This is a genomic window from Actinomadura sediminis (assembly GCF_042675525.1).
Lineage (GTDB): Bacteria > Actinomycetota > Actinomycetes > Streptosporangiales > Streptosporangiaceae > Spirillospora > Spirillospora sediminis.
This window is the reverse complement of the sequence record NZ_JBHTJA010000039.1, coordinates 38,137-60,086: the sequence shown is the minus strand read 5'-3', so window position 1 is coordinate 60,086 and position 21,950 is coordinate 38,137. Positions and strand designations below refer to the sequence as shown.

Annotated in this window: 21 protein-coding genes; 7 read left to right on the top strand and 14 right to left on the bottom strand. The window is 74.3% G+C overall.

The window, feature by feature from the left end:
* Together ACFQ11_RS19915 and ACFQ11_RS19910 are read left to right on the top strand one after the other, a co-directional pair.
* The coding region (locus ACFQ11_RS19915; protein ID WP_378300697.1) for an SbcC/MukB-like Walker B domain-containing protein at nucleotides 1-1,680 on the top strand (1,680 nt) is incomplete at its 5' end.
* Nucleotides 1,681-1,739: 59 nt separating this feature from the next.
* Entirely contained in the window at nucleotides 1,740-4,910 is a 3,171-nt protein-coding gene (locus ACFQ11_RS19910) for a DUF4132 domain-containing protein (RefSeq protein WP_378300695.1), read from the top strand.
* 49 nt (nucleotides 4,911-4,959) lie between these two features.
* Here ACFQ11_RS19910 and ACFQ11_RS19905 read toward each other — a convergent pair whose 3' ends face one another.
* The gene (locus ACFQ11_RS19905) at nucleotides 4,960-5,730 is read right to left on the bottom strand and encodes an SAM-dependent methyltransferase (protein ID WP_378300693.1); all 771 of its coding nucleotides are present in this window, start codon (nucleotides 5,728-5,730) and stop codon (nucleotides 4,960-4,962) included.
* Nucleotides 5,731-5,884: 154 nt separating this feature from the next.
* Here ACFQ11_RS19905 and ACFQ11_RS19900 point away from each other — a divergent pair, with 154 nt between their 5' ends.
* The 3 genes from ACFQ11_RS19900 (at nucleotide 5,885) to ACFQ11_RS19890 (ending at nucleotide 7,642) form a co-directional block, all read left to right on the top strand.
* A complete protein-coding gene (locus ACFQ11_RS19900; protein ID WP_378300691.1) occupies nucleotides 5,885-6,157 on the top strand; it encodes a hypothetical protein in 273 nt (90 codons plus the stop codon).
* A 76-nt stretch (nucleotides 6,158-6,233) separates the two neighbouring features.
* Nucleotides 6,234-7,229 carry a pirin family protein gene (locus ACFQ11_RS19895; protein ID WP_378300689.1) on the top strand — a complete coding sequence of 332 codons (996 nt, stop codon included), beginning with the start codon at nucleotides 6,234-6,236 and terminating at the stop codon, nucleotides 7,227-7,229.
* 98 nt (nucleotides 7,230-7,327) lie between these two features.
* Nucleotides 7,328-7,642: a PGPGW domain-containing protein gene (locus tag ACFQ11_RS19890; protein WP_378300687.1), complete on the top strand. Its 315-nt coding sequence runs from the start codon at nucleotides 7,328-7,330 to the stop codon at nucleotides 7,640-7,642.
* A gap of 4 nt (nucleotides 7,643-7,646) precedes the next feature.
* Here ACFQ11_RS19890 and ACFQ11_RS19885 read toward each other — a convergent pair whose 3' ends face one another.
* The 8 genes from ACFQ11_RS19885 to ACFQ11_RS19850 form a co-directional block, all read right to left on the bottom strand.
* Complete coding sequence (locus tag ACFQ11_RS19885; protein WP_378300685.1) at nucleotides 7,647-8,657, bottom strand: LacI family DNA-binding transcriptional regulator; 1,011 nt, start codon at nucleotides 8,655-8,657, stop codon at nucleotides 7,647-7,649.
* Nucleotides 8,658-8,699: 42 nt separating this feature from the next.
* Nucleotides 8,700-9,941 carry a multiple monosaccharide ABC transporter permease gene (gene mmsB, locus ACFQ11_RS19880; protein WP_378300682.1) on the bottom strand — a complete coding sequence of 414 codons (1,242 nt, stop codon included), beginning with the start codon at nucleotides 9,939-9,941 and terminating at the stop codon, nucleotides 8,700-8,702.
* A complete protein-coding gene (mmsA, locus tag ACFQ11_RS19875) occupies nucleotides 9,938-11,479 on the bottom strand; it encodes a multiple monosaccharide ABC transporter ATP-binding protein (protein ID WP_378300680.1) in 1,542 nt (513 codons plus the stop codon). The genes mmsB and mmsA overlap by 4 nt, the downstream gene beginning before the upstream one ends.
* 22 nt (nucleotides 11,480-11,501) lie before the next feature.
* Nucleotides 11,502-12,629 carry a multiple monosaccharide ABC transporter substrate-binding protein gene (gene chvE, locus ACFQ11_RS19870; protein WP_449193575.1) on the bottom strand — a complete coding sequence of 376 codons (1,128 nt, stop codon included), beginning with the start codon at nucleotides 12,627-12,629 and terminating at the stop codon, nucleotides 11,502-11,504.
* Nucleotides 12,630-12,772: 143 nt separating this feature from the next.
* Nucleotides 12,773-13,672, bottom strand: a complete 900-nt coding sequence (locus ACFQ11_RS19865; protein WP_378300678.1) for a sigma-70 family RNA polymerase sigma factor — start codon at nucleotides 13,670-13,672, stop codon at nucleotides 12,773-12,775.
* Nucleotides 13,673-13,743: 71 nt separating this feature from the next.
* Nucleotides 13,744-14,106: an STAS domain-containing protein gene (locus ACFQ11_RS19860; RefSeq protein ID WP_378300676.1), complete on the bottom strand. Its 363-nt coding sequence runs from the start codon at nucleotides 14,104-14,106 to the stop codon at nucleotides 13,744-13,746.
* A gap of 73 nt (nucleotides 14,107-14,179) precedes the next feature.
* Complete coding sequence (locus tag ACFQ11_RS19855) at nucleotides 14,180-15,559, bottom strand: DEAD/DEAH box helicase (RefSeq protein WP_378300674.1); 1,380 nt, start codon at nucleotides 15,557-15,559, stop codon at nucleotides 14,180-14,182.
* Between the two features lie 224 nt (nucleotides 15,560-15,783).
* A complete protein-coding gene (locus ACFQ11_RS19850) occupies nucleotides 15,784-15,987 on the bottom strand; it encodes a cold-shock protein (RefSeq protein WP_378300672.1) in 204 nt (67 codons plus the stop codon).
* 277 nt (nucleotides 15,988-16,264) lie between these two features.
* Between ACFQ11_RS19850 and ACFQ11_RS19845 the strand changes: the two genes are divergently transcribed.
* Entirely contained in the window at nucleotides 16,265-16,492 is a 228-nt protein-coding gene (locus ACFQ11_RS19845; protein WP_378300670.1) for a hypothetical protein, read from the top strand.
* A gap of 129 nt (nucleotides 16,493-16,621) precedes the next feature.
* Here ACFQ11_RS19845 and aztD read toward each other — a convergent pair whose 3' ends face one another.
* The 4 genes from aztD to aztB form a co-directional block, all read right to left on the bottom strand.
* A complete protein-coding gene (gene aztD, locus ACFQ11_RS19840; RefSeq protein ID WP_378300668.1) occupies nucleotides 16,622-17,806 on the bottom strand; it encodes a zinc metallochaperone AztD in 1,185 nt (394 codons plus the stop codon).
* Between the two features lie 61 nt (nucleotides 17,807-17,867).
* Nucleotides 17,868-18,827 (bottom strand): zinc ABC transporter substrate-binding protein AztC, encoded by a 960-nt coding sequence (gene aztC / locus ACFQ11_RS19835; RefSeq protein WP_378300666.1) that lies wholly within the window; start codon nucleotides 18,825-18,827, stop codon nucleotides 17,868-17,870.
* Nucleotides 18,821-20,050: a hypothetical protein gene (locus tag ACFQ11_RS19830; protein ID WP_378300664.1), complete on the bottom strand. Its 1,230-nt coding sequence runs from the start codon at nucleotides 20,048-20,050 to the stop codon at nucleotides 18,821-18,823. The genes aztC and ACFQ11_RS19830 overlap by 7 nt, the downstream gene beginning before the upstream one ends.
* Entirely contained in the window at nucleotides 20,047-20,922 is an 876-nt protein-coding gene (aztB, locus tag ACFQ11_RS19825) for a zinc ABC transporter permease AztB (RefSeq protein WP_378300662.1), read from the bottom strand. Before aztB ends, ACFQ11_RS19830 begins: the two co-directional genes overlap by 4 nt.
* Before the next feature lie 48 nt (nucleotides 20,923-20,970).
* On the opposite strand from aztB, the gene aztA reads away from it, so the two are divergent.
* A complete protein-coding gene (aztA, locus tag ACFQ11_RS19820) occupies nucleotides 20,971-21,636 on the top strand; it encodes a zinc ABC transporter ATP-binding protein AztA (protein ID WP_378300660.1) in 666 nt (221 codons plus the stop codon).
* Here the strand turns inward: aztA and ACFQ11_RS19815 are convergent.
* On the bottom strand, nucleotides 21,627-21,947 hold the full coding sequence (locus tag ACFQ11_RS19815; RefSeq protein WP_378300658.1) for a GroES family chaperonin: 321 nt from the start codon (nucleotides 21,945-21,947) through the stop codon (nucleotides 21,627-21,629). The two genes, aztA and ACFQ11_RS19815, sit on opposite strands and share 10 nt — an antisense overlap.
* Nucleotides 21,948-21,950 lie beyond the last annotated feature (3 nt).

Sequence of the window (21,950 nt, the reverse complement as noted above, 5' to 3'; positions counted from 1 at the left end):
GCCGCCCGCGCCGGGGCCGCCGCCGCGGTCGACGACGCCGTCCGCCGCCTCGCCGCCGCGCAGCCCCGCGACCAGGTCGAGCACCTGCTCGCCGAGGCCGAGGCCGCGCACCGCGCCGCCGTCGACGCCGCCCAGGAGGCCCGCGACCGCGTGCAGGAACTGCAGCAGGCGCGCCTCGACGGGATGGCGGCCGTCCTCGCCGAGGACCTGCGGGACGGCGAACCGTGCCGTGTCTGCGGATCCACCGAGCACCCCGCGCCCGTCGCGTCCCTCGCGGTCGTCCCGACCGAGGACCGGATCGAGCGCGCCCAGGCCGCGTACGAGGAGGCGGGGGCGCGGCGCGAGGCGGCGTCGAACCGGGTCGGGAGGCTGCGCGCCGAACACGACGGCCTGCTCGAGACCGCGGGGGAGACGTCCGTCGAGGCGCTCGCCGCCGACCTGGACGCCGCCCGGGAGTCCCTCGCCGCCGCCGGGGCCCGCGCCGCCGAGGCCGAACGGCTCGAAGCCGTCCTGCACCGCGACGAGCGGGAACTCGAACGCGTCCGGGACGCCGCGCGGGAGAACGACCGGCGGCTCACCGAGAACCGCGCCCGCGACCGGGAGCTGGCCGACGAGCAGGCCCGGCTGCGCGCCGAACTGGACGAGGCGCGCGGCGGCGACGCGACGCCGCAGGCCCGGATGGCCCGGCTCGGCGGCGAGGCCGACGCGCTCGCCGCCGCCGTGGAGGCGCAGCGCGACGCGGACCGCGCCGAGGAGGAGCTCGCCGCCGCCCGCGCCCGCGCGAAGGCCGAGGCGGAGGCGCAGGGGTTCGGGACCCCCGACGAGGTCCTCGCCGCCGAACTGTCCGACGAGGACCAGGGCGAGCTGCGCGACCGGCTCCGCCGCTTCGAGGACGAGGAGGCCGCCGTCCGCGACCTCCTCGGCGACCCGGAGCTGATCGCCGCCGCGCGGGCCGCGCCCCCGGACGTCCCGGCCCTGCAGGCCCGCTTCGCCGCCGCCGAGTCCGCGCACACGATCGCCGCGTCGTCCGCGCGCGCCGCCCGCGCCCGCCTCGCCCGCCTCGCCGACCTGCGCGCCGACCTGGACGCGGCCGTCCGCGACTGGCGCCCCGCCGCCGAACGGCACGCCGTGGCCGAGCGGCTCGCGGGCCTGGCGTCCGGGAAGTCGGCGGCGAACGAGCGCGGCGTCTCGCTGCCCGCGTACGTCCTCGGCGCCCGGCTGGAGCAGGTCGTCGCCGCCGCCAACGAACGCCTCGTGCACATGTCGGGCGCCCGCTACGAGCTGATCCCCACCGAGGCGAAGGCGGCGGGCGACCGCAGCCGCAGCGCCGGCGGCCTCGGCCTGCGCGTCGCCGACGCCTGGACGGGCCGGGAACGCGACCCCGTGACGCTGTCGGGCGGCGAGTCGTTCATCACCTCGCTGTCCCTCGCGCTCGGCCTCGCCGACGTCGTCACCGCCGAGACCGGCGGCGCCGAGATCGGCACCCTGTTCGTCGACGAGGGCTTCGGCACGCTCGACGCCGAGACCCTCGACGAGGTCATGGACGTCCTGGACGGCCTGCGCGACGGCGGCCGCGCCGTCGGCATCGTCAGCCACGTCGCCGAGCTGCGCGCACGCATCCCCGCCCAGCTCCGCATCACCAAGGAGCGCGGCGGCTCCACGGCGAAGATCGTCGTCTGAGCCCTGGAGATCATCGTCTGCCCGCGGAACGTCGGCGGTCCGCTCTAGAGTCGGGTCCCATGTGGCAGGACTTGTCGGTCATCCCGGCTTCGTGGCGGTCGCGCGTCCATCCCCGGAAGGACGGCCCGACGGCGCCGGACCCGGCGGTGGACGAAGCCCTCGCCGGGGACGTGCTGCGGCGCCTCGCCGGCGTCCGCGAGCGTCTCGTCGAGTACATCGAGACCGGCGACCGCTTCTTGTTCGACGAGGAGCTGATCGACCCGGCCCGCGCGTACCTGAGCGGCGAGGCCGACCCGGTGGGCGCCGCCGCGACGCTCGTGCTGCTCTCCGACACGACCGTCGCGTCCGGGTTCTACGGTTCGGCCGGGCCGCGGACCCGGACCCGTTTCGACGGGCTGGCCGACGCCTGGACGGCCGAGCACGGGCTCGCGTTCGCCGCGAGCGCGTTCGTCGAGCTGAGCGGGATCGGCCCCCGGATGGCGTGGCCCGGCACCGATCATTACGCGCGCGGCGTCCACGCGTCCATCGAGCACTCGCTGGCCCTGCTGTGGGACGCCAGGCACGGCGGCGTCCGCCGGATGCGGGAGCTGCTGACGGCCGCCGACGAGGCGGTGCTCGACCGGCTCGGCGCCCTGCGCACCACGGGCCCGCGCCGCGTCGTCGCGTCCTATCTCGTCCCGCAGAGGGACGACTGGCTGGACGAGTGTCTCGCGGCGGCCCCGCCCGGCACCGGGTGGGAGGGGAGGGCCGGCTGGATGCTGTGGTGCTGCCCCGGCTCGGCGGCGCGGTTCGAGCAGGCCCGCGGCGTGCTGCACAGCGGCCGGTACGAACTGGTGCCGGACGTCCTCGCCACCGTCTACGCGGCGGCGGGCCCGGCTCTCGTGCCCGTGCTCGGCGCCGCGCTGGACGACCGTCCGCTCGCGCAGAACCGCGACGCGGTCCTCACCCTGCTGGCGAGGCTCCCGTACGACGAGGCGTTCTCCGTCCTCGTCGAGCGCGCCGACGCCGCGCCCGTGCGCCGCGCCCTCGGCGCCGCCGCGCGGCGCTTCCCCGAACGCGCCCGGCGGCTCCTGCCGTCCGAGCCCGGACCGGCCGGACGCCCCGTGCCGGACGCGTCCGAGGGGGCCCCGGACGCGCCGATCGCGCTGCCGGAGCTGCTCCTCCGCCCGCCGTGGGACCGGCCCGTGTCCCGCGGCGTCCCCGGCTTGAAACCGCCGTCCGGGCGGGCCGTCGTGTGGCAGCCCGGCGAACGGGAGCGGTGGGCCGCCGAGGCCGCCGCCTGGCGCCCCGAGGTGCTGGGCGGCAAGGACCCCGACGCGGCGCTGGCGAAGGCGATCGACGCGGTCCGCGCCGGGACCGGCGACCGCATCAGGCAGGAACTGACCGTGTTCCTGCACGCCCCCGACGACGTCGTGGACACGCTCGTCCCGGGATGGGAGCCGTACAGCCACGACTTCACCTACGGCTGGATCCGGCCGTTCATCGCGCGATTCGAGCTGGGCGCCCGCGAGGTCGCGATGCGGTTCGCGGCCCGCCCGCGCAAGCACCACGCGCGGCAGGCGCGCGAAGCGCTCCTGCCGTTCCGGGACGCCGAGGTCGCCGAGCGCATGGCCGGGTGGCTCGCCCGCGGGGTCGAACCGCTCGACCCCGTCCGCGACTGGTTCGGGCGGCACGGCGCCGCGGCCGTCCCGCTGCTCGTCCCCGCCGCGCTCGGACGTCCGGGCGCGCGGCGGCGGCAGGCGGAGCACGCGCTGCGGTTCGTCGCCGAGCTGACGGGCCCGGCAGACGTCGTCGCGGCGGCCGGGGAGCACGGGGAGGCCGTGCGGCGGCTCCTGGCGGAGCCCGCGCTCCCGCCGGAGCTGCCGAAGATCCCCGGGTGGGCCGCACCGGGCGTCCTGCCGCGGGTGCGGCTGCGCGACCGGGCCGCCGTGCTGCCGGACGCCGCGGCCGGCCACCTGGTGACGGCGCTCGCGGTCGCGGCGCCGGGCCTGGACGAGGTGCGCGAGGCGTGCGACCCGGCGTCGCTGGCCGCGTTCGCGTGGGCGCTGTTCGAGCGGTGGCTCGCCGAGGGCGCCCCGCCCCGCGACGGCTGGGCGCTGCGGTCGCTCGGCCTGGCCGGCGACGACGACACCGTGCGGCGCCTGGTGCCGCTCGTCCGCGAATGGGCCGGGACGAAGAAGCTGCACGACCGGGCGGTGAAGGGCCTGGAGGTCCTCGTCGCGATCGGCACGCCCGTCGCGGTGCTGCACCTGCACGAGATGCGGCGCAAGGGCGGGACGTCCGGGGTCAGGGAGGCCGCGCGGACGCTGTTCGGGCAGGTCGCGGCACGCGCGCACCTGACCGCCGACCGGTTGTCCGAACGGATCGTCCTCGACTACGGTCTGGACGCCGACGGCGGCACGACCCTCGACTACGGCGCGCGCCGCTTCCGCGTCGGCTTCGGCGGCGGGCTCGAACCGTACGTCGCCGATCACACCGGGCGCCCGCTCGCGGCCCTGCCCGAGCCGGGCGCGGGCGACGACCCCGAACTCGCCGAGGCCGCCCGCCGCCGCTTCACCGCGATGAAGGCCGAGGTGCGGACCGCGTCGACCTACCTCATGGAACGGCTGGAGAAGGCCATGGTCCGCCGCCGCACGTGGACGGTGGAGGAGTTCCGCGCCCTGTTCGCCGAGCACCCCCTCGTCCGCCACATCGCCCGCCGCCTCGTGTGGACGGCCGACGGCGCCGCCTTCCGCATCGCCGAGGACCGGACGTTCGCCGACGTCCACGACGACGCGTTCGTCCTGCCCGGCACGGCCGTCGTGCGCCTCGCGCACCCCGCCGAACTCGGCGACGACCTCGGCGCGTGGACGGAGACGTTCGCCGACTACGAGATCGACCAGCCGTTCCGGCAGCTCGGCCGCCCGTTCCACCTCCTGACCGAGGACGAGCGCGCGACCGGCCGGTTGAAGCGGTTCGAGGGACTGGCCGTCGACGAGAACCGGGTCCACGCCATGGAGTACCGCCGCTGGGCGCTCTCCACCCTGGTGGGGGACGTCCACCCGGGCGGCGATCTCCCGGGCGTCCTCCTCGCCCGCGAGGTCCCGGACGCTCTCCGGGTCGAGGTCACGGTGCGGCGATGGGGCGTCGCCACCGGGATCGAGCACCGCGTCGGCACGGTCGCGGTGGACGCGGCGGATCCCGCGCTCGCGTCCGAGGCCGTCGCCGACCTCCTCTGGCTGGTCGGGTGACGGGCGCAACGCCGCCGATCACCGCCGCCGCCGGAGCGGCCGCGCCCGGTCAGGGCTTGCGGCCGACGCCCGCCATCAGCCAGCCGGACGGCGGGTCGTAGGGGCGGTCGGGACGCCACTCCGGCGCGGGGACGAGGCCGGGGTCGACGAGGTCGAGGCCCGCGAAGAACCCGGCCAGCCGGGACGCCGGGCGGAACTCGACGGGGAAGCCGAGCAGTTCGACGATCTTCTCGTGCTTCTCGAGGTCGGCCGGGGTGAGCCGGTCGGACGCCAGGTCGCAGATCACCAGGTGGCTGCCGGGCGCCATCGCGCCGCGGAACGCCCGCACGACGCCGTCCGGGTCGTCGGCCTCCGGGATCTGGTCCAGCATCGCGATCATCAGCACCGCGACCGGGCGGTCGAGGTCGATGAGCGCGGTCAGGTCGGGGTCGCCGAGGACGTCCGCGGGGCGCCGGGCGTCGCCGTGCACGGCCGTCGCGGTCGGTACGGCGTGCAGCAGCGCCTGGTAGTGGACGACGGCGACCGGGTCATTGTCGACGTAGACGGTGCGCGCCTCGGGGGCGGCGCGTCCGGCGAGCTCGTGCACGTTGCCCTTGCCGGGGAGGCCGCAGCCGACGTCGATGAACTGCCGGACGCCCGCGTCCAGCAGGTAGCGGACGGCGCGGCGCATGAACTTGCGGTTCTCGCGGGGCAGCAGGTGCGCGACGCGGTGCATGGCGAGCGCGGCCATGGCGACATCGCGGTCGGGGCCGTAGTTGTCCTTGCCGCCGAGCGAGTAGTCGTAGACGCGTGAGCTGGCGGCGCCGGGCCGGTCGAGCATGGGGGATCACCTCGACGGGTGAGCGGGGCGGGTCGAGGAACGCGACTGCCCAGTCTAGTTCATCGTGATCACGGTGTGCACGCTCCGCGCAACGGAAAGTGCCCGCCCGTCTTGTCAGTCCGCGACGGGGCGGGACGCGCTGCGCGGCGGCGACATGGCCCTCGCGGACGGGCTCGACCTGCGGCACGGCCGGCTGTGGGCCGCCCACAACATCAGCGACGCGCTCACCCGCTGGCGCGTCTCCCGCGACGGGCGCGACGCGCGGCTGGAGCGCCGCGTCGTCGACGCCGACCTGGACGCCCCGACCACGCTCGTCCGCGTGCGCGGCACCCTCTACGTCGTCCGGTCCCAGTTCGACGACGGCGGCCCGCTCGGCGAGGGCGTCCCCGAGACCCCGTTCACCGTCGCCGCCGTCCGCGGCCTCTGACGGCGTCCGCGCGAAGGCCGCCGCCCCGCCCGCCCGCCGGGCGGGGCGGTAGCCTTCGGGGCGTGGGGAGCGACTCGTGAGCAATGTTGAGGATCGTCCCGTCGAGCAGGACGTCTGCTCCGCCGACGCGGCCGTCGCAGGCGAACCGGAACTCGAACCGCTGCGCCCGCGCGACGTCCCGCTCGGCGGGCCGCGCGCGATGCGGGTCCGTCGCGTCCTGCCCAACCGGGACCGCCGCATGGTCGGCGCGTGGTGCTTCGCCGACTCCTACGGCCCCGACGACATCACCGGCCGCGCCGGCATGCAGGTCCCGCCGCACCCCCACATCGGGCTGCAGACGGTGACGTGGCTGCTGCAGGGCGAGGTGCTGCACCGGGACGGCCTCGGCAGCCGCGCCCTCGTCCGTCCCGGCGACCTGTCGCTGATGACGGCGGGCCCCGGCATCGCGCACTCCGAGCAGTCCCCGCCCGGCCATTCGCCGGTGCTCCACGGCGCCCAGCTGTGGGCGGCGCTGCCCGGGGCCGCCCGCACGACCGCGCCCGCGTACGAGTTCCACACCGGCCTGCCCCGGCTCGACCTCCCGGGCGCGGACGTCGCGGTGTTCGTCGGCGAGCTCGACGGGGCCGCGTCCCCGGCGGGCGTCCACTCGCCCCTCGTCGGCGCCGCGCTCCGCGTCTCCGCGGACGTCCGGCTGCCGCTGGACCCCGGGTTCGAGTACGCGGTGCTCGTCCTGTCCGCCGAGCTGACGGTCGAGGGCCGGGAGGTGCCCACGGGCGACATGCTCTACCTCGGCAGGGGGCGCACGGAACTCGCCCTGTCGGCCGGCCGCCCGGCCCATGCGCTGCTCCTCGGCGGCGAACCCTTCGCCGAGGACCTCGTGATGTGGTGGAACTTCGTCGGCCGCACCCACGACGACATCGTCGAGGCCCGGACGGACTGGGAGCGCGACCGCTCGGGGGCCCGCGCGGACCCCCGCTTCGCCCCCGTGACCGGCTACGACGGCCCCGCCCTGCCGGCGCCCGCGCTGCCGAACGCGCGGCTGAAGGCCCGCGGCCGGTACCACCGGCACTGAGTGGTCCTCGTCACAGTCGGGCCGCGATCGGGCGCGTCCGGCCGATTCCGTGCGTCATACGGGGCAAGGACCGTTCCCGATGCTCCGCAGGAGGCCCTGTGACCACCACCGCGCCGCACCGTCCCGCCACCGAGACCGGGGCCGGCACGCCGGCCGGCACCGCCGCGACCGGCGTCCCGGCCCCGGCGCCGGGGGGCCGGTTCCGGCCGGTCCGCAAGATCGCCGTGGCCGTGGCCGGGACGGTGGTGATCGCCGCGGGCATCGTGATGCTGGTGATCCCCGGCCCGGGCGTGGTGGTCATCCTCGCCGGCATCGGGCTGCTCGGCACCGAGTTCCCCGCCGCCAAGCGGGTCAGCGAACGCTGCTACGGCTACATCCGGACGGCCTGGGCGAAGATCCGCCGCAAGGACTGACGCGTCACGCGGGGCCGGTGCTGCGGCGGACGACCAGCTCGCTCGCCACCACGCCGGGCCGGCCGGGCGGCGCGCCGCCCGGGTCGGCGAGCCAGGCGAGCAGCAGCTCGACGCAGTGCCGGCCGAGGGCCGCGAAGTCCTGCCGGACGGTGGTGAGCGGCGGGGTGAGGAACGCGGCCTCCGGGATGTCGTCGAAGCCGATCACGCTGACGTCCTCGGGGACCCGGCGCCCGCTCTCGTGGATCGCCCACAGCAGCCCGAGCGCGATCTGGTCGTTGGCCGCGAACACCGCCGTCACGTCCGGGTCGGCCGCCAGCCGCCGGCCGCGCTCGTAGCCGGAGCGGGCGCTCCAGTCGCCCGGCGCGCAGTCCGGCACCTCGGCGCCCGCCGCGGCGAGCGCGTCCCGCCAGCCGCGGGTGCGCTCGACGGCCTCCGTCCAGTCCGCCGGTCCCGGCAGGTGATGGACGGTCCGGTGCCCGAGGTCCAGCAGGTACCGGGTGGCCTCGCCGGGGGCGCGGTAGTGGTCGGCCTCGACGGTCGGGACCGCCGCGGGCGGCCCCAGCAGCACCGTCGGGAGGTCGCCCGGCAGGTGCCGCACCGCCTCCTCCGGCGGCACGTGCCCCGGGATCATGATGAGCCCGTCCACGCCCTGGTCGCGGAACCGCTCGACGGCCCCGGCGACCGTGTCGCGGCCCGCCGACCCCAGCCCCGCCACGCTGGTGAAGAAACCCGCCTCGCGGGCGTGCCGCTCGATCGACGCGATGATCGACGCGGGCCCGTGCAGGGCCGTGTCGAAGCTGACGACGCCGAGGGTGCGGGACCGTCCGGTCGCCAGGGCCCTTGCCGCCGCGTTCGGGCGGAAGTCCAGTTGCGCGGCGGCGGCCAAGACCCGGTCCCGGGTCTTCGGGCTGACCATCGGATGGTCCTTGAAGACCCGGGACACCGTCTGGTGCGAGACTCCGGCCAGCCGGGCGACGTCGCGCAGGCCCGGCCGCGTGGGTGGCGTGGCGGTCATGTCACCCCGAACATACCGGGCGGGCGGCGGCCGCGTCGCCGTTCACCGGGCCGCGCCGCTGCGCCGCTTGGTCCAGATGTCGAACGCGACCGCCGCGAGCAGCACGAGCCCCTTGATCAGCATGACCCGCTCGCTGGGCGCGCCGAGCAGCGACATCCCATTGTTGATCACGCCCATGAGCAGGCCGCCGGTGATGGCGCCGATGACCCGGCCGACGCCGCCCTGCACGGCCGCGCCGCCGATGAACGCCGCCGCGATGGCGTCCAGCTCGAACATGGTGCCCGCCGTCGGGCCCGCCTGGTTGAGCCGCCCGGCGAACACGATCCCGGCGACCGCCGACAGCACGCCCATGTTGACGAACAGCCAGAACGTCACCGACTTGACGTTCACGCCGGACAGCCGCGCCGCCAGCGGGTTGCCGCCCATCGCGTAGATGCGGCGCCCGAACACCGACCGGTTCGTCAGCGTCGTGTAGGCCAGCACCAGGGCACCGAGCAGGACGAGCACCCACGGGAGGTTCTTGAACCTGGCGAGCTGCACGGCGATGAACATCACCACGACGACGGCCAGCGCGTTCTTCGCCGCGAACACCGCGATCGGGTCGACCTGCTGCCCGTACCCGATGCGGCCCTGCCGCCGCCGCCACCCCAGCACGACGAACCCGCCGACCAGGGCGAGCGCCACCAGCAGCGTGAACAGGTCCGCGCCGCCGAGGAACCCGAGACCGATGTTGCCGAGGTAGCCCGACAGGAACCCGTTCGCGATCGTCCGGACGTCGTCCGGGAACGGGCCGATGCGCTGGTTGTCGAGGACGGTCAGCGTCAGCGCGCGGAACATCAGCATCCCGCCGAGCGTCACGATGAACGCCGGGATCCCGAAGTAGGCGATCCAGTATCCCTGCCACGCGCCGATCGCGGCCCCGGCGAGCAGCGTCAGCAGCAGCGCCAGCGGCCACGGCACGTCGTGGTTCACCATCAGGACGGCCGCGATCGCGCCGGTCAGCGCCACCACCGACCCCACCGACAGGTCGATGTGCCCGCCGATGATCACCAGGATCATCCCGATCGCCAGGATCAGGATGTAGGAGTTCTGGACGATGATGTTCGAGATGTTCCCGGGCGACAGCAACTGCCCGTCGGTCAGCACGGCGAACAGCGCGACGATGATCGCGAACGCGATGTAGATGCCGCTCTGCCGCAGGTTGACCGGAAGGCCGCGGCGGCCCTTCGGCGGCTCGGCCGCCGGCGGGGAGACCGCCTCCCCGGCCTTGGCGACGCTGCTCATGGACTGGCCTCCTCGGTCTGGGTCATGTACTGCATCAGGCGCTCGGGCGTGGCGTCCGCCCGCGACACCTCACCGGTGATCCGGCCGGCCGCCATCGCGTAGACGCGGTCGCAGATCCCGATCAGCTCCGGCAGTTCGGACGAGATCACCAGCACGGCCCGGCCCTGCTCGGCCAGCGTGTTGATGATCGAGTAGATCTCGTACTTCGCGCCGACGTCGATGCCGCGCGTGGGCTCGTCCAGGATCAGGACGTCCGCGTCGGTGAACATCCACTTCGACAGCACGACCTTCTGCTGGTTGCCGCCGCTCAGCTCCCCGGCGGGCGCCAGGACGCTCGGCGCCTTGATGTTCATCTCCCGCCGGAACCGCTCGGCGACCTCGTACTCGCGGTTGTCGTTCACCCAGCCCGCCTTCGCGAGCTTGCCGAGCCCGGCCGCCGACACGTTCCGCGTGATGCTCTCGATGAGGTTCAGGCCGTAGGTCTTGCGGTCCTCGGTCGCGTACGCGAGACCGTGCGCGATCGCGTCCCCGACCGTCCGGATCCGTATCTCCTCGCCGTTCTTGAACACCCGGCCGCCGATCCGGGCGCCCCAACTGCGCCCGAACACGCTCATCGCGAGCTCCGTCCGGCCCGCGCCCATCAGGCCCGCGAGCCCGACGACCTCGCCGCGGCGCAGCGTCAGCGCGGCGCCGTCCACCACGACGCGGTCCCGCTGGGTGGGGCTGTGCACCGTCCAGTCCTCGATCCGGAACACCTCCGCGCCCACGTCGTGGACCCGCTCGGGGTAGCGGTGGCCGAGTTCGCGGCCCACCATCCCGGAGATGATGCGGTCCTCCGAGACGCCGTCGCCGTGCATGTCGAGCGTCTCGATCGTCCGGCCGTCCCGCAGGATCGTCGTGGAGTCGGCGATCGACCGGATCTCGTTCAGCTTGTGCGAGATGATCACGCAGGTGATGCCGTCGGCCCGCAGTCCGCGCAGCAGGTCGAGCAGATGCCGCGAGTCGGCGTCGTTGAGCGCCGCGGTCGGCTCGTCCAGGATGAGCAGCCGCACCTCCTTCGAGAGCGCTTTCGCGATCTCGACGAGCTGCTGCTTGCCGACGCCGAGGTCCATCGCGGGCGTCACCGGGTTCTCCCGCAGGCCCACCCGCTCCAGCAGCGCCGCCGCGTCGGCGTTCGTCCGGTTCCAGTCGATCAGCCCGAACCGGCCGCGGCGCTCGTTGCCGAGGTAGATGTTCTCGGCGATGGACAGGTACGGGCTCAGCGCCAGCTCCTGATGGATGATCACGATGCCGCGCCGCTCGCTGTCGCGGATGCCGGAGAACCGGCACGGTTCCCCGTCGAACTCGATCTCCCCGCTGTAGTCGCCGTACGGGTGGACGCCCGACAGCACCTTCATCAGGGTCGACTTCCCGGCCCCGTTCTCGCCGCAGATCGCGTGGATCTCGCCGCGCGCGACCTCCAGGTTCACGTCCTGCAGGGCCTTCACCGCGGGAAAGCTCTTGGTGATCCCGCGCATCCGCAGTATCGCGTCCGTCATGCTCCTCCTCCCGAGGACGCCGCTACTGCAGTTCGCCCGCGGTGTAGTAGCCGCTGTCGACGAGCACCTTCCGGTAGTTCTCCTTGGTGACGATGACCGGCTGCAGGAGGTTGGACGGCACGACCTTCTCGCCGTTGTCGTAGTCCTCGGTGTTGTTGACCGGCGGCTTCTGCCCCTTCAGGACGGCGTCCGCCATCTGCACCGTGACCTCGGCGAGCTTCCGGGTGTCCTTGAAGATCGTCGAGTACTGCTCGCCCGCGATGATCGACTTCACCGAGGCGACCTCGGCGTCCTGCCCGGTGACGACCGGGTACGGCTGCGCGCCGGTGCCGTAGCCGTTCGACTTCAGCGCCGACAGGATCCCGATCGACATGCCGTCGAACGGGGACAGGACGCCGTCGACCTTCGCGCCGTCGCGGTAGTGCCGCGTGATGAGGTCCTCCATGCGCGCCTGCGCGCGGGCCCCCTCCCACCGCAGCGTCGCCATGGTCTCGAAGTCGGTCTCTCCGCTCTTCACGACCAGGGTGCCCTTGTCGATGTACGGCTTCAGGGTCTCCATCGCGCCGTTGTAGAAGTACTTGGCGTTGTTGTCGTCGGGCGAGCCGGCGAACAGCTCGACGTTGAACGGCCCCTTCTCGGCGCCCTCCGAGCCGTCCGCCTTCTTCACCCCCAGCCCGACCAGCAGGGACGTCGCCTGCTGCACGCCGACCTGGTGGTTGTCGAACGTCGCGTAGTAGTCGACGTTGGGCGAGTTGAGGATCAGCCGGTCGTAGGAGATGACCGGGATCTCCTGGTCGGCGGCCTTCTGCAACTGCGTGGTCAGGGCGGTGCCGTCGATCGGCGCGACGATCAGCAGCCGCGCGCCCTTGGTGATCTGGTTGTCGATCTGGTTGGCCTGCGTCGGGATGTCGTCCTCGGCGTACTGGAGGTCGACCTTGTAGCCGAGTCCCTCGAGCTGCTTCTTGACGTTGTCGCCGTCGTGGATCCACCTCTCGGAGGACCGCGTCGGCATCGTCACGCCGATCAGCGCGCCCTCCACGGGCGCGTTCGCCCGCTCCTTGTCGATCGTCTTCTCGCTGGACCCGCACGCGGTCAGGCCGAGCGCGAGCCCGACGCCCAGTGCCATGGTGACGAGCTTCCGTGGCTTCACATCTCACCTCGGGGGTGGTGGCGGATGGTTCGCGAGCTACACTGTTACCGGTCACATCACCATGTCAAGACCCCCCTGTGCTCCGCATCACAACCGTGACCCGCCCGGCCGCGGGCCGGGCGGGCCATGGGCGGGCGAGCGGGTCAGTGCTCCAGGGGGGTCAGGTCGAGGCGGGCGAGCCGGTCGGGGTCGGAGAGGATGTCGATCGCGACGATCCGCTCGCCGGAGACGGTGAAGCTCATGATCGAGAAGAGCCGGCCGTCGACCGTGTTCACCAGGCCCGGCGCGCCGTTGACCAGGACGGGACGGCCGACGGCGGTGCTCGCCATGCGCTGGAAGGTGGCGGCCTGCCCCGCCACCTCGCGGACGCCGCGCAGGACCCGCATGCCGCCGGGGAGCAGCGTGCCCGCGTCGGCGCGCAGCACGACGTCGGGATCGAGGACGGCGACCAGGCCCTCGATGTCGCCGCCGTGCGCGGCGGTGAGGAAGGCGTCGACCACCCGCCGCCGCGCGACCGGATCGGGGTCCGGGACCGGGGCGGCGCCCCGCACCCGCAGCCGGGCGCGGCTGGCGAGCTTCCTGGCCGCGGCCGGGGTACGGTCGACGATCGGGGCGATCTCCTCGAACGGCATGCCGAACATGTCGTGCAGGACGAACGCGAGCCGCTCGGCGGGGTTCAGCGACTCCAGCACCACGAGGAGCGCGAGCCCCACCGCGTCGGCCGTCATCGCCCGGCGCTCGGGGTCCTGGCCCTCGGCACCGGCGGCGTCCTCGCCGACGAGCGGGTCCGGCAGCCGCGCCTCCAGCGGCGTCTCGCCCCGCATCCGGCGGGAGCGCAGCATGTCCAGGCACACCCGCCCGACGACCGTGGTCAGCCAGCCGCCCAGGTTGTCGATGTCGTCGCCCGCGCGCGCGAGCCGCAGCCAGGCTTCCTGGACGGCGTCGTCGGCCTCGGCCAGGGAGCCGAGCATCCGGTACGCCACCGCCTTCAGGTGCGCGCGGTGCTCTTCGAATCGCTCGGCCAGGAAGTCGCGCTCGTCCATCGTCGTCCTTCGTCCTCGGTGGTCGTCACAGCATTGACGAACGGGACGGGGCCGATGTGACCGGGGGACGGCTACGTTTCGGATCCGGAGCGCAGGACGAGGATCGCCGTGTCCACCGACGAGTAGATCGGGAAGAGGCGGGTGAGCCCGGTCGTCCGCAGCACCTCGCGGATCCGGGGGTTCACCGAGACGAGGGCGAGCGCGCCGGAGTCGCGCAGGAGGGGGAAGATCCCCGTGAGCACGCTGAGCCCGCTGGAGTCCATGAACGCGACGTCGCCGAAGTCGAGGATCAGGTGGCGGGCGCCGTCGCCGAGCAGCGCGGCCAGGTCGTCGCGCAGCCGCGCGACGGTGGAGATGTCCACGTCGCCGGTGAGCGTCACGACGGCCAGGTCGGTGTGGATCGGATGGAACCGGCTGTGCACGGTCAGGGCCATGGTGTCCAGGATGTGCCCCCTGGGAGCCCGGTCATGCCCGGGGCGTGCACCGCCGGTCCGCTCACCGCGCGGCTCAGGTGTTCTGCGCGGACGGCCGGCGGCGCGGCCTGCGCCGCGGCTCGGCGGCCGGTGCGGTCCCGCGCCTGGCCGCGCGGGGCGGCGGCGCGGCGGCCGCCGGAGGACGGGCCGGGGGACGGGCGCGGGTGATGCGGGCGAGTTCCGGATCGCCGGGGCGGACGCTGGTCGTGCGCGCGGTGACGCCGGCCGCGGCCATCATGGCGTCCACGTCGCGCCGCTGGTCGGGGACCACGAGGGTGACCACGGTGCCGCGCGCCCCGGCGCGCGCCGTGCGGCCGCTGCGGTGCAGGTAGTCCTTCGGGTCGGCGGGCGGGTCGATGTTGACGACGAGGTCGAGGTCGTCGACGTGGATGCCGCGGGCCGCGACGTCGGTGGCGACCAGCACGGTGACGGCCTCGGTGCGGAAGCCGTCCAGGGCGCGGTTGCGCTGCGACTGGGTCTTGCCGCCGTGCAGCGCGGCGGCGCGCACGCCGCGGGACGTGAGCTTGCGGACGAGCCGGTCGGCGGCGTGCTTCTTGGCCACGAACATGATCACCCGGTCGCTGCGGGCCGCGACGTGCACGGTCGTCTCGTGCTTGTCGGCGTCGGCCACGTGCAGCAGGTGGTGCTCCATGGTGGTGACCGCTCCGGTCGGCGGGTCGACCGAGTGGGTGACGGGATCGTCGAGGAACGCCCGCACGAGCCGGTCGATGTTGCGGTCGAGGGTCGCGGAGAAGAGCATCCGCTGCCCTCCGGCCGGCGTCTGCTCGAGCAGCGCGGTCACCTGGGGAAGGAAGCCCATGTCGGTCATCTGGTCGGCTTCGTCGAGCACGGTGGTCCGCACCCGGCCGAGCCGGCAGTCGCCGCGCTCGATGAGGTCGGCGAGACGTCCGGGGGTCGCGACCACGACCTCCGCGCCGCTTTCGAGGGCGGTCGCCTGCCGGTTGATCGACAGGCCGCCGACCACGGCGGTCAGCCGGAGGTCCAGCGCCGCCGCGTACGGTTCGAGCGCTTCGGTGACCTGCTGCGCGAGTTCCCGGGTGGGGACCAGGACGAGCGCCAGCGGGGCGCGCGGGCCGGCGCGGTGGCCGGCGGTGCGGGCGAGCAGCGCCAGGCCGAAGGCGAGGGTCTTGCCGGAGCCGGTGCGGCCGCGGCCGAGGACGTCGCGCCCGGCGAGCGCGTTCGGCAGCGTCGCGGCCTGGATGGGGAACGGGGCGGTCACGCCGCGGGCGGCCAGCGTCGCGAGGAGCGGGGCCGGCATCGGGAGGTCGGTGAACGACTCGACCGGCGGCAGCGGCGGGGTGGACCCCTTGGGCGAGGCGAACTCGGTGCCGGGGCGCCGGCCGCTCTTGGCCGGACGGGACCCGGACGAGCGGGCGCGGGTGGGACGGGACATGTCGGGAGCCTTCCACAGGAGCGGTGCGTGTCGAGGAAGGCTCCGCGGTGCGGGGCCGCGGCGTGGCGCGGCCCGGCGAAGAACTTCAAGAACGACCGTGGACGAGCGGCGCCGTTCGCGCCGCGTGGGGCCGGCGGCTACGGGGATCGCGCGCTCACGCGGGCGATGCCGTGCGGCACGGCCGCGGAGGGCGGCCCGAGTGGCCGCCCTCCGCCGCCGGACGATCAAGCGGGAACGATGTTCTCCGCCTGCAGGCCCTTCTGGCCCTGGGTGATGTCGAACGACACCTTCTGGCCCTCCAGGAGCTCACGGAACCCCTGGGCGGCGATGTTGGAGTAGTGGGCGAAGACGTCGGCGCCGCCGCCGTCCTGCTCGATGAATCCGAAGCCCTTTTCGGCGTTGAACCACTTCACGGTACCGCTGGCCATATCGATCTCCTTCTGGTCGGTCCTCGACGTGCGACCTGCGCGCCGAGCTGCCGCGATGGCCCATCCGGAAGATCCAGAACAACAAAAATGCGCTTGGGCCGAACGCCGCAAGCGCACCAACAGCATGTCTATGGGAACCGCAACCAATTAGTACGCTACCACATGATTTCTCGGGTGCGCGGAAATCGTGCGCGTGGACCCGTACGCACGGGTAAATTTCAGGTCAGACATCGGGGCGACGCCCGGCGGCCTCCCGGTGCGCGCATACTGGAGAGTGATGAAAACGTCTAAGCCCGCCCAGCGGCGACACCTGCCGACCAGTCCGTTCAAACCACCGCCCGCGGCCCCGCCGGTCAAGGAGTTCGAGCTCCAGGACCGGGTGAGCCACGACAAGTACGGGCTCGGCCGCGTTCTGGAGGTCGACCCCGGACGCGCCGTCCTGGTCGACTTCGGAACGGAGAGGGTCAGGGTTCTCGCCCCGTTCGCGAAGCTGTTCAAGCTCTGATACCGCCCGCGCTGCGGGCCGCCGCCGTCCGGCGGGCGGGCGCCCCTTCGCGGGGCACCGCCTTCCCGTCACGGGGGCGCCGGTCTCGCCGGCGCCCCCGTGACGGGACGGTCCGGCCCGCCGGCGTCCTCAGACGCCGGTGAGCTCGTTGGCGGGCCGGGGCGTCCGCGCCTCGGCCTTCACCTCGCCCGACTCGATGTCGACGGCGTACAGCGTGCGGCCGCCGGGGTCGGTGACGTACGCGGTGTGGTCGCGCACGTGGAGGGTGGGCCGGGGCCGCTGCCACTCCAGCGGCTCCCGCCACGCGCCCATGACCTCGATCTTCTTCGTCACCTCGGCGCGTTCGGGGTCGATGACGTGCAGCGCCCCGTCGGTGCCGAGGACGAGCGCCTCCCCGTGGGGCCCGCGCCCCAGCGAGCGGAACGTGTAGCTCGTCCCGAGGTCGACCAGTTCGAGGTCGCCGGTCCGCGTGTCGATGAGGGAGACCCGCTCGGGGCGTTCGAGTTCGGCGTCGGGGTCGGTCTTGTAGTCGCCGAGGACGATCGGGGACTCCTCGTGGCCCGCCTGGTTGCCGATGCGCCCGTACTCGTCGGGCGCCTCGACCTTGGTGATCTCGCCGTCCCGGTAGACGAGCGCGCCGTTCTCGCAGCCGATGACGACGGCCTCGCCCCGGGCGGTCGCCTCGCCGTGGACGCCCGGGCACTCCTCGCTGCGGGCGATCTCCTTCCCGTCCGGGTCGAGGACGTGCACGCCGGTGCGCTCCTCCTCGGTGCCGAGCGTGGTCAGCAGCCCGCCGTTGGAGAGGGCGACGGCGACGCCGTGGTGCGGGTGCTCGCTGTCGTGGGACTGCGTCTCGGGCAGCCCGTCGCCGAGCCCGGCCGGGTCGAAGACGGTCACCTTCCCGGTGCCGTCGGAGAACAGGACGGTCTTGCCCGCGTGGTGCACCACGTGGCCGGGCTTGGGGGCGGCGAACTCGTCGTCGGTGAGCCGTGCGGCGGCGGCGTCGAGGACGCGGAAGCCGGTGGACGTCGAGACCAGGACGTGGCGGCCGTCGCCCGCGGGGTTGACGCGGTTGAAGCCGTCCAGGGGGATGTCCTCGACGACTTCCAGCGTGCCGGGGTGGAGGACGTACAGGCCGCCGTCGTAGGTCGCGACGAGCGGGTCCCGCACCTTGGCGGCGGCGGGGGCGGAGGTCTCGCTCCGCGCGGCGGAACCGCTCTGGCCGCAGGCGCTCAGCGTGAGGCCGAGCGCGACCATCGTCGCGGGCAGCACGCGCGAGAGCCGGACGGCACGCGCGCGGGGCCGGGATCGCATGGGGTGTCTCACTTCTTGTCTCGCTTCCGCTGGGGATCGGAAAGGTTCTGCGGAACGGGTGTCAGGGCGCGGTGAGGCCCTGGGCGATGGCCTCGGTGTTGGCGCGCATCATCCGCAGGTAGGTGGGGGCGCCGCCGCCGGCGCCGGTGAGCGACTCGGCGTGGAGCGGGACGACCGCGATGTCGAGCCCGGTCTCCCGCGCCATGACGCGGACGAGCCGGTCCGGCCGGGAGGAGTCGGCGAACACCGTGCGGACGCCCGCCGCGCGGACCGCGTCGGCCAGCGACTTCAGGTCCGAGCCGCTCGGCGAGGCGAGCGTGGTGCCGCTCGGGACGACGGCGCCGACGACCTCGAAGCCGTAGCGCGCGGCGAGGTAGCCGAACACGTGGTGGTCGGTGACGAGCTTGCGCCCGCCGGGCGGGATCTTCGCGAACGCGCCCCGCATGTACGCGTCGAGTTCCTCGACCTGCCCGCGGTACGCGGCCGCGGCGGCGCGGACCTCGTCCTCGTCGACGCCGTCGACGTGCTCGACCACCCGGTCGGCGATGACGTCGACGGCGGCGAGCATCCGGACGGGATCGGTCCAGAAGTGCGGGTCCGGCTCGCGCGCGGTGTCGCCCCCGGCGTAGGGGATCGGGTCGACCTCCGCGCCGACCGCGAGGGCCGGGACGCCCTGCTCCTCGGCCGCGCGGACGTTGCGCCCCACGCCCTCCTCGAGCCCGAGCCCGTTGTGGACGAGCAGCGCGGCGTCCTCGATGCGCGCGGCGTCGCGTGCGGACACGCCGAACGAGTGCGGGTCGGCGCCGGGCTTCATCAGGACCGTCACCTCGGCCTGGTCCCCCACGATGGCGCGGGTGACGTCGCCGAGGATGTTCGTGGTGACCACGATGCCGGACCGTTCGGAGCCGAGCGCCGAGCAGCCCGTGACCACGGCGCAGAGGACGGCGAGGAGCACGGCGGGGAGCACGGCGCGGCATCCGCCCCGTCCGCCCGCCGGACGGGACGCGGGTGCGGTCACCATCCCGTCTCCACCATGTGCGCGGGCGAGAAGGGCAGGTCGAACGTGCGCGCCAGGCGCAGGTCGTCGTTGTAGTCGATCTCGTGCACGGCGTTGCCGGCCGGGTCGTTGACGTACGCGCGGGCGGTGTCGACTTCGATCACCGGCGAGGCGCCCGCGTCCTTCAGCGGGCCCGTGTCCTTCAGTAGTTCCGTGTCCTTCAGTAGTTCCGTGCGCGCCAGTTCTTCGCCCGTCGCGGGGTCGTAGGAGCGCAGGGCGCCGTCGCGGCCGAGCAGGAGGACGGGCGCGTCCTCGCCGGCGGCGTTCACCGCGACCGCGGGCGCGTCGCCGACGCGCTTCCAGGCGCGGGCGCGGACGTCCAGGACCCAGGCGCCCGCGTCGCCGGCCCGGGCCGCGAGCACGTCGGATCCGGGGCGGTGGCGGAACTCCGCCGCCCGCTCGTCCCGCGGCACCGCGCCCGGGTAGGCGATCTTCGTCGCCCGGAACGTCCCGTCCTCGCGGGCGACCAGCAGGGCGCCGTCCGCGCAGCCGAGGACGGCTCCGCGCCGGGTCTCCGCCTGCCCGGCGGGCTCGGGACACGTCTCGGGGAGCCGCGACACGCGGCGGCCGTCGCGTCCGTGGACCGTCACCTCGCCCTGCCGGGAGGCGACGACCAGGTGCCCGGCGTGGGCCACGGCCAGCCGGCCCGGGACGCGCGCGAGTTCCGCGATCTTCCCGGTGTCGAGGGCCTTGCGGTCGAGGACGCGCACCTCGTCGCCGTCCGCCAGGACGGTCACGGCGATGTCGCCGCTGACGCCGGGCGCCCCCTGGACGTCCAGGTCGCCGACCGTCCGGGTGTCGGCGCGGTAGTGGTGCACGTGGTCGCCGTGCTCGACGGTCCAGGTTCCGCCGTCGAAGACGCGCAGGCCGTCCGCGGTCGACAGGTAGGCGAAGCGGCCGTCGCCGGAGACCGCCGTGACGCCGCCGGCGTCCCCGGCGGGCGCGGTCTCGCCGGTGGCCGGGTCGAGCGTGCGGACCGGGCCGCCGCCCGCCTCGGCCAGGACGAGCCGCCACTGCGCCTCGGCCGTCTCCTCGGCGCCCTCCACGTAGCCGTGCGGGGCCGGTTCCGCGCCGGCGGGCCCCTTCTCCGCGCCGCCGGAGCCGCCGCACGCCGCGAGGAAGAGCCCGGCCGCGAGGACGGTCGTCGGCGCGCGCCACCGGGCGCGTTTCGTGCTGCCACAGATCATGACGGGTACTCGGGTTCCTTTCGGGGGTCTCCGGCCGGCGCCGGGGCACCGCGCGGACGGCGGTCGCGCAGGCCGGCGCCGAGCGCGGAGAGGAAGAACAGGGCCACGGCGGTCGCGGCGATCGTCGCCCCGGCCGCGGTGCCCAGATGCCAGGAGACGAGCAGGCCGGTGAAGGTCGACAGGGCGCCGAGCAGCGCCGCCCCGGCCATCACCGTCGGGACGCCGCGCGCCCACAGCACCACCGCCGCGGGCGGCGCGATCAGCAGCCCGAACACCAGCAGGGTGCCCACCACGTGGAAGGACGCGGTGATCGCGAGCGTCAGCAGGGCCAGCAGCAGGGCGTTCGCGAGCCGGGGCCGCAGGCCCAGGGTCCGCGCCTTGCGCGGGTCGAAGGTCAGCGCGACGAAGCCGCGGTGGCCCGCGGCGGCGATGCCGGCCGCGACGCACAGCGCCGCCGCCAGCACGGCCAGGTCGCGCGGCCGCACCGCGAGGACGTCCCCGAACAGGAAGCCGGTCAGGTCCACCGCGAAACTCTGCGAGTGCGACACCAGGATCACGCCGGTGGCGAGCATGCCGACGAACAGCAGCCCGATGCCGGTGTCGCGCGACAGCCGCGGGGACCGGGACAGCGCCGTGACGCCGAGCGCCATCGCGGCCGCGCTGAGCAGCGCGCCCACGAACAGGCTCCCGTTCAGCAGCGACGCCGCCGCGACCCCGGGCAGCATGCCGTGCGACATCGCGTCGCCGAGGAACGCCATGCCCCGCAGCACGACCCAGGTGCCCGCGAGCGCGCAGATGCCGGAGACCAGCAGCCCGCCGACGAGCGCTCGCTCGACAAAAGACACCCCAAAGGGGGCGAAAAGCCACTCCATGGGCAAGGATCGTACAATGAAAACCGTTATCGTTTGCAAGGGGGAGTGATGGACGAGACGGCGATCACGATGCGCGGGGTCCGGGCGGGCTACGGCGCCACGACGGTGCTGCACGACATCACGGCCCGCGTGCCGCGGGCGCGCGTGACCGCCCTCGTGGGCCACAACGGCTCGGGGAAGTCGACGCTGCTCGGCGTCCTCGCGGGGGCGCTCGCGCCGACGGCGGGCACGGTGGAGCGGTCCGGGGACCGGCGGCCCGCGCTGGTGCTCCAGCACACCGACGTCCCCGCCGCGATGCCCATGACGGTGCGGGACGCCGTGGCCATGGGGCGGTGGGCGGACCGCGGCTGGTGGCGGCCGCTCACCAGGGGAGACCGGGCGGTGATCGCGGACTGCATGGACCGCGTGGGCGTCGCCGGCCTCGCCCGCCGGCAACTGGGCGAGCTGTCCGGCGGCCAGTACCAGCGCGTGCTCATCGCCCAAGGGCTCGCGCAGCGGTCCGACCTGCTGCTGCTCGACGAGCCCGGGGCGGGCCTTGACCGGGAGTCCCGGCGGCGGATCCTCGGGATCTTCGACGACCTGGTCGCGGACGGCGTCACGATCGTCCACGCGACGCACGACGCCGACGCGGCGGAGCGCGCCGACCACCGGCTGCCGCTGAAAGAGGGCAGGCTCCTCGCCGGGGAGCCCGCCCTAGAACGGGCTCAGAGGTAGAGGCCGGTGCCGTGCTCGGGGCGCTCGCTGGCGATGGCGTGCAGGTCGCGCTCGCGCATCACCAGGTAGTTCTCGCCCTGGATCTCGACCTCGTACTGGTCTTCGGGGTGGAACAGGACGCGGTCGCCGGGCTTGACGACGCGCACATGGTGGCCGACCCCGCAGACCTCGCCCCAGACCAGGCGATTGGTCTCCTCGACGGTGGCGGGGATCACGATCCCGCCGGTGCTGCGGCGCTCCCCGCTGTCCTTCTCGACCTTGATCATGACGCGGTCGTGAAGCATCTGGACTTCGAACTTCGGCTCGGACACGCG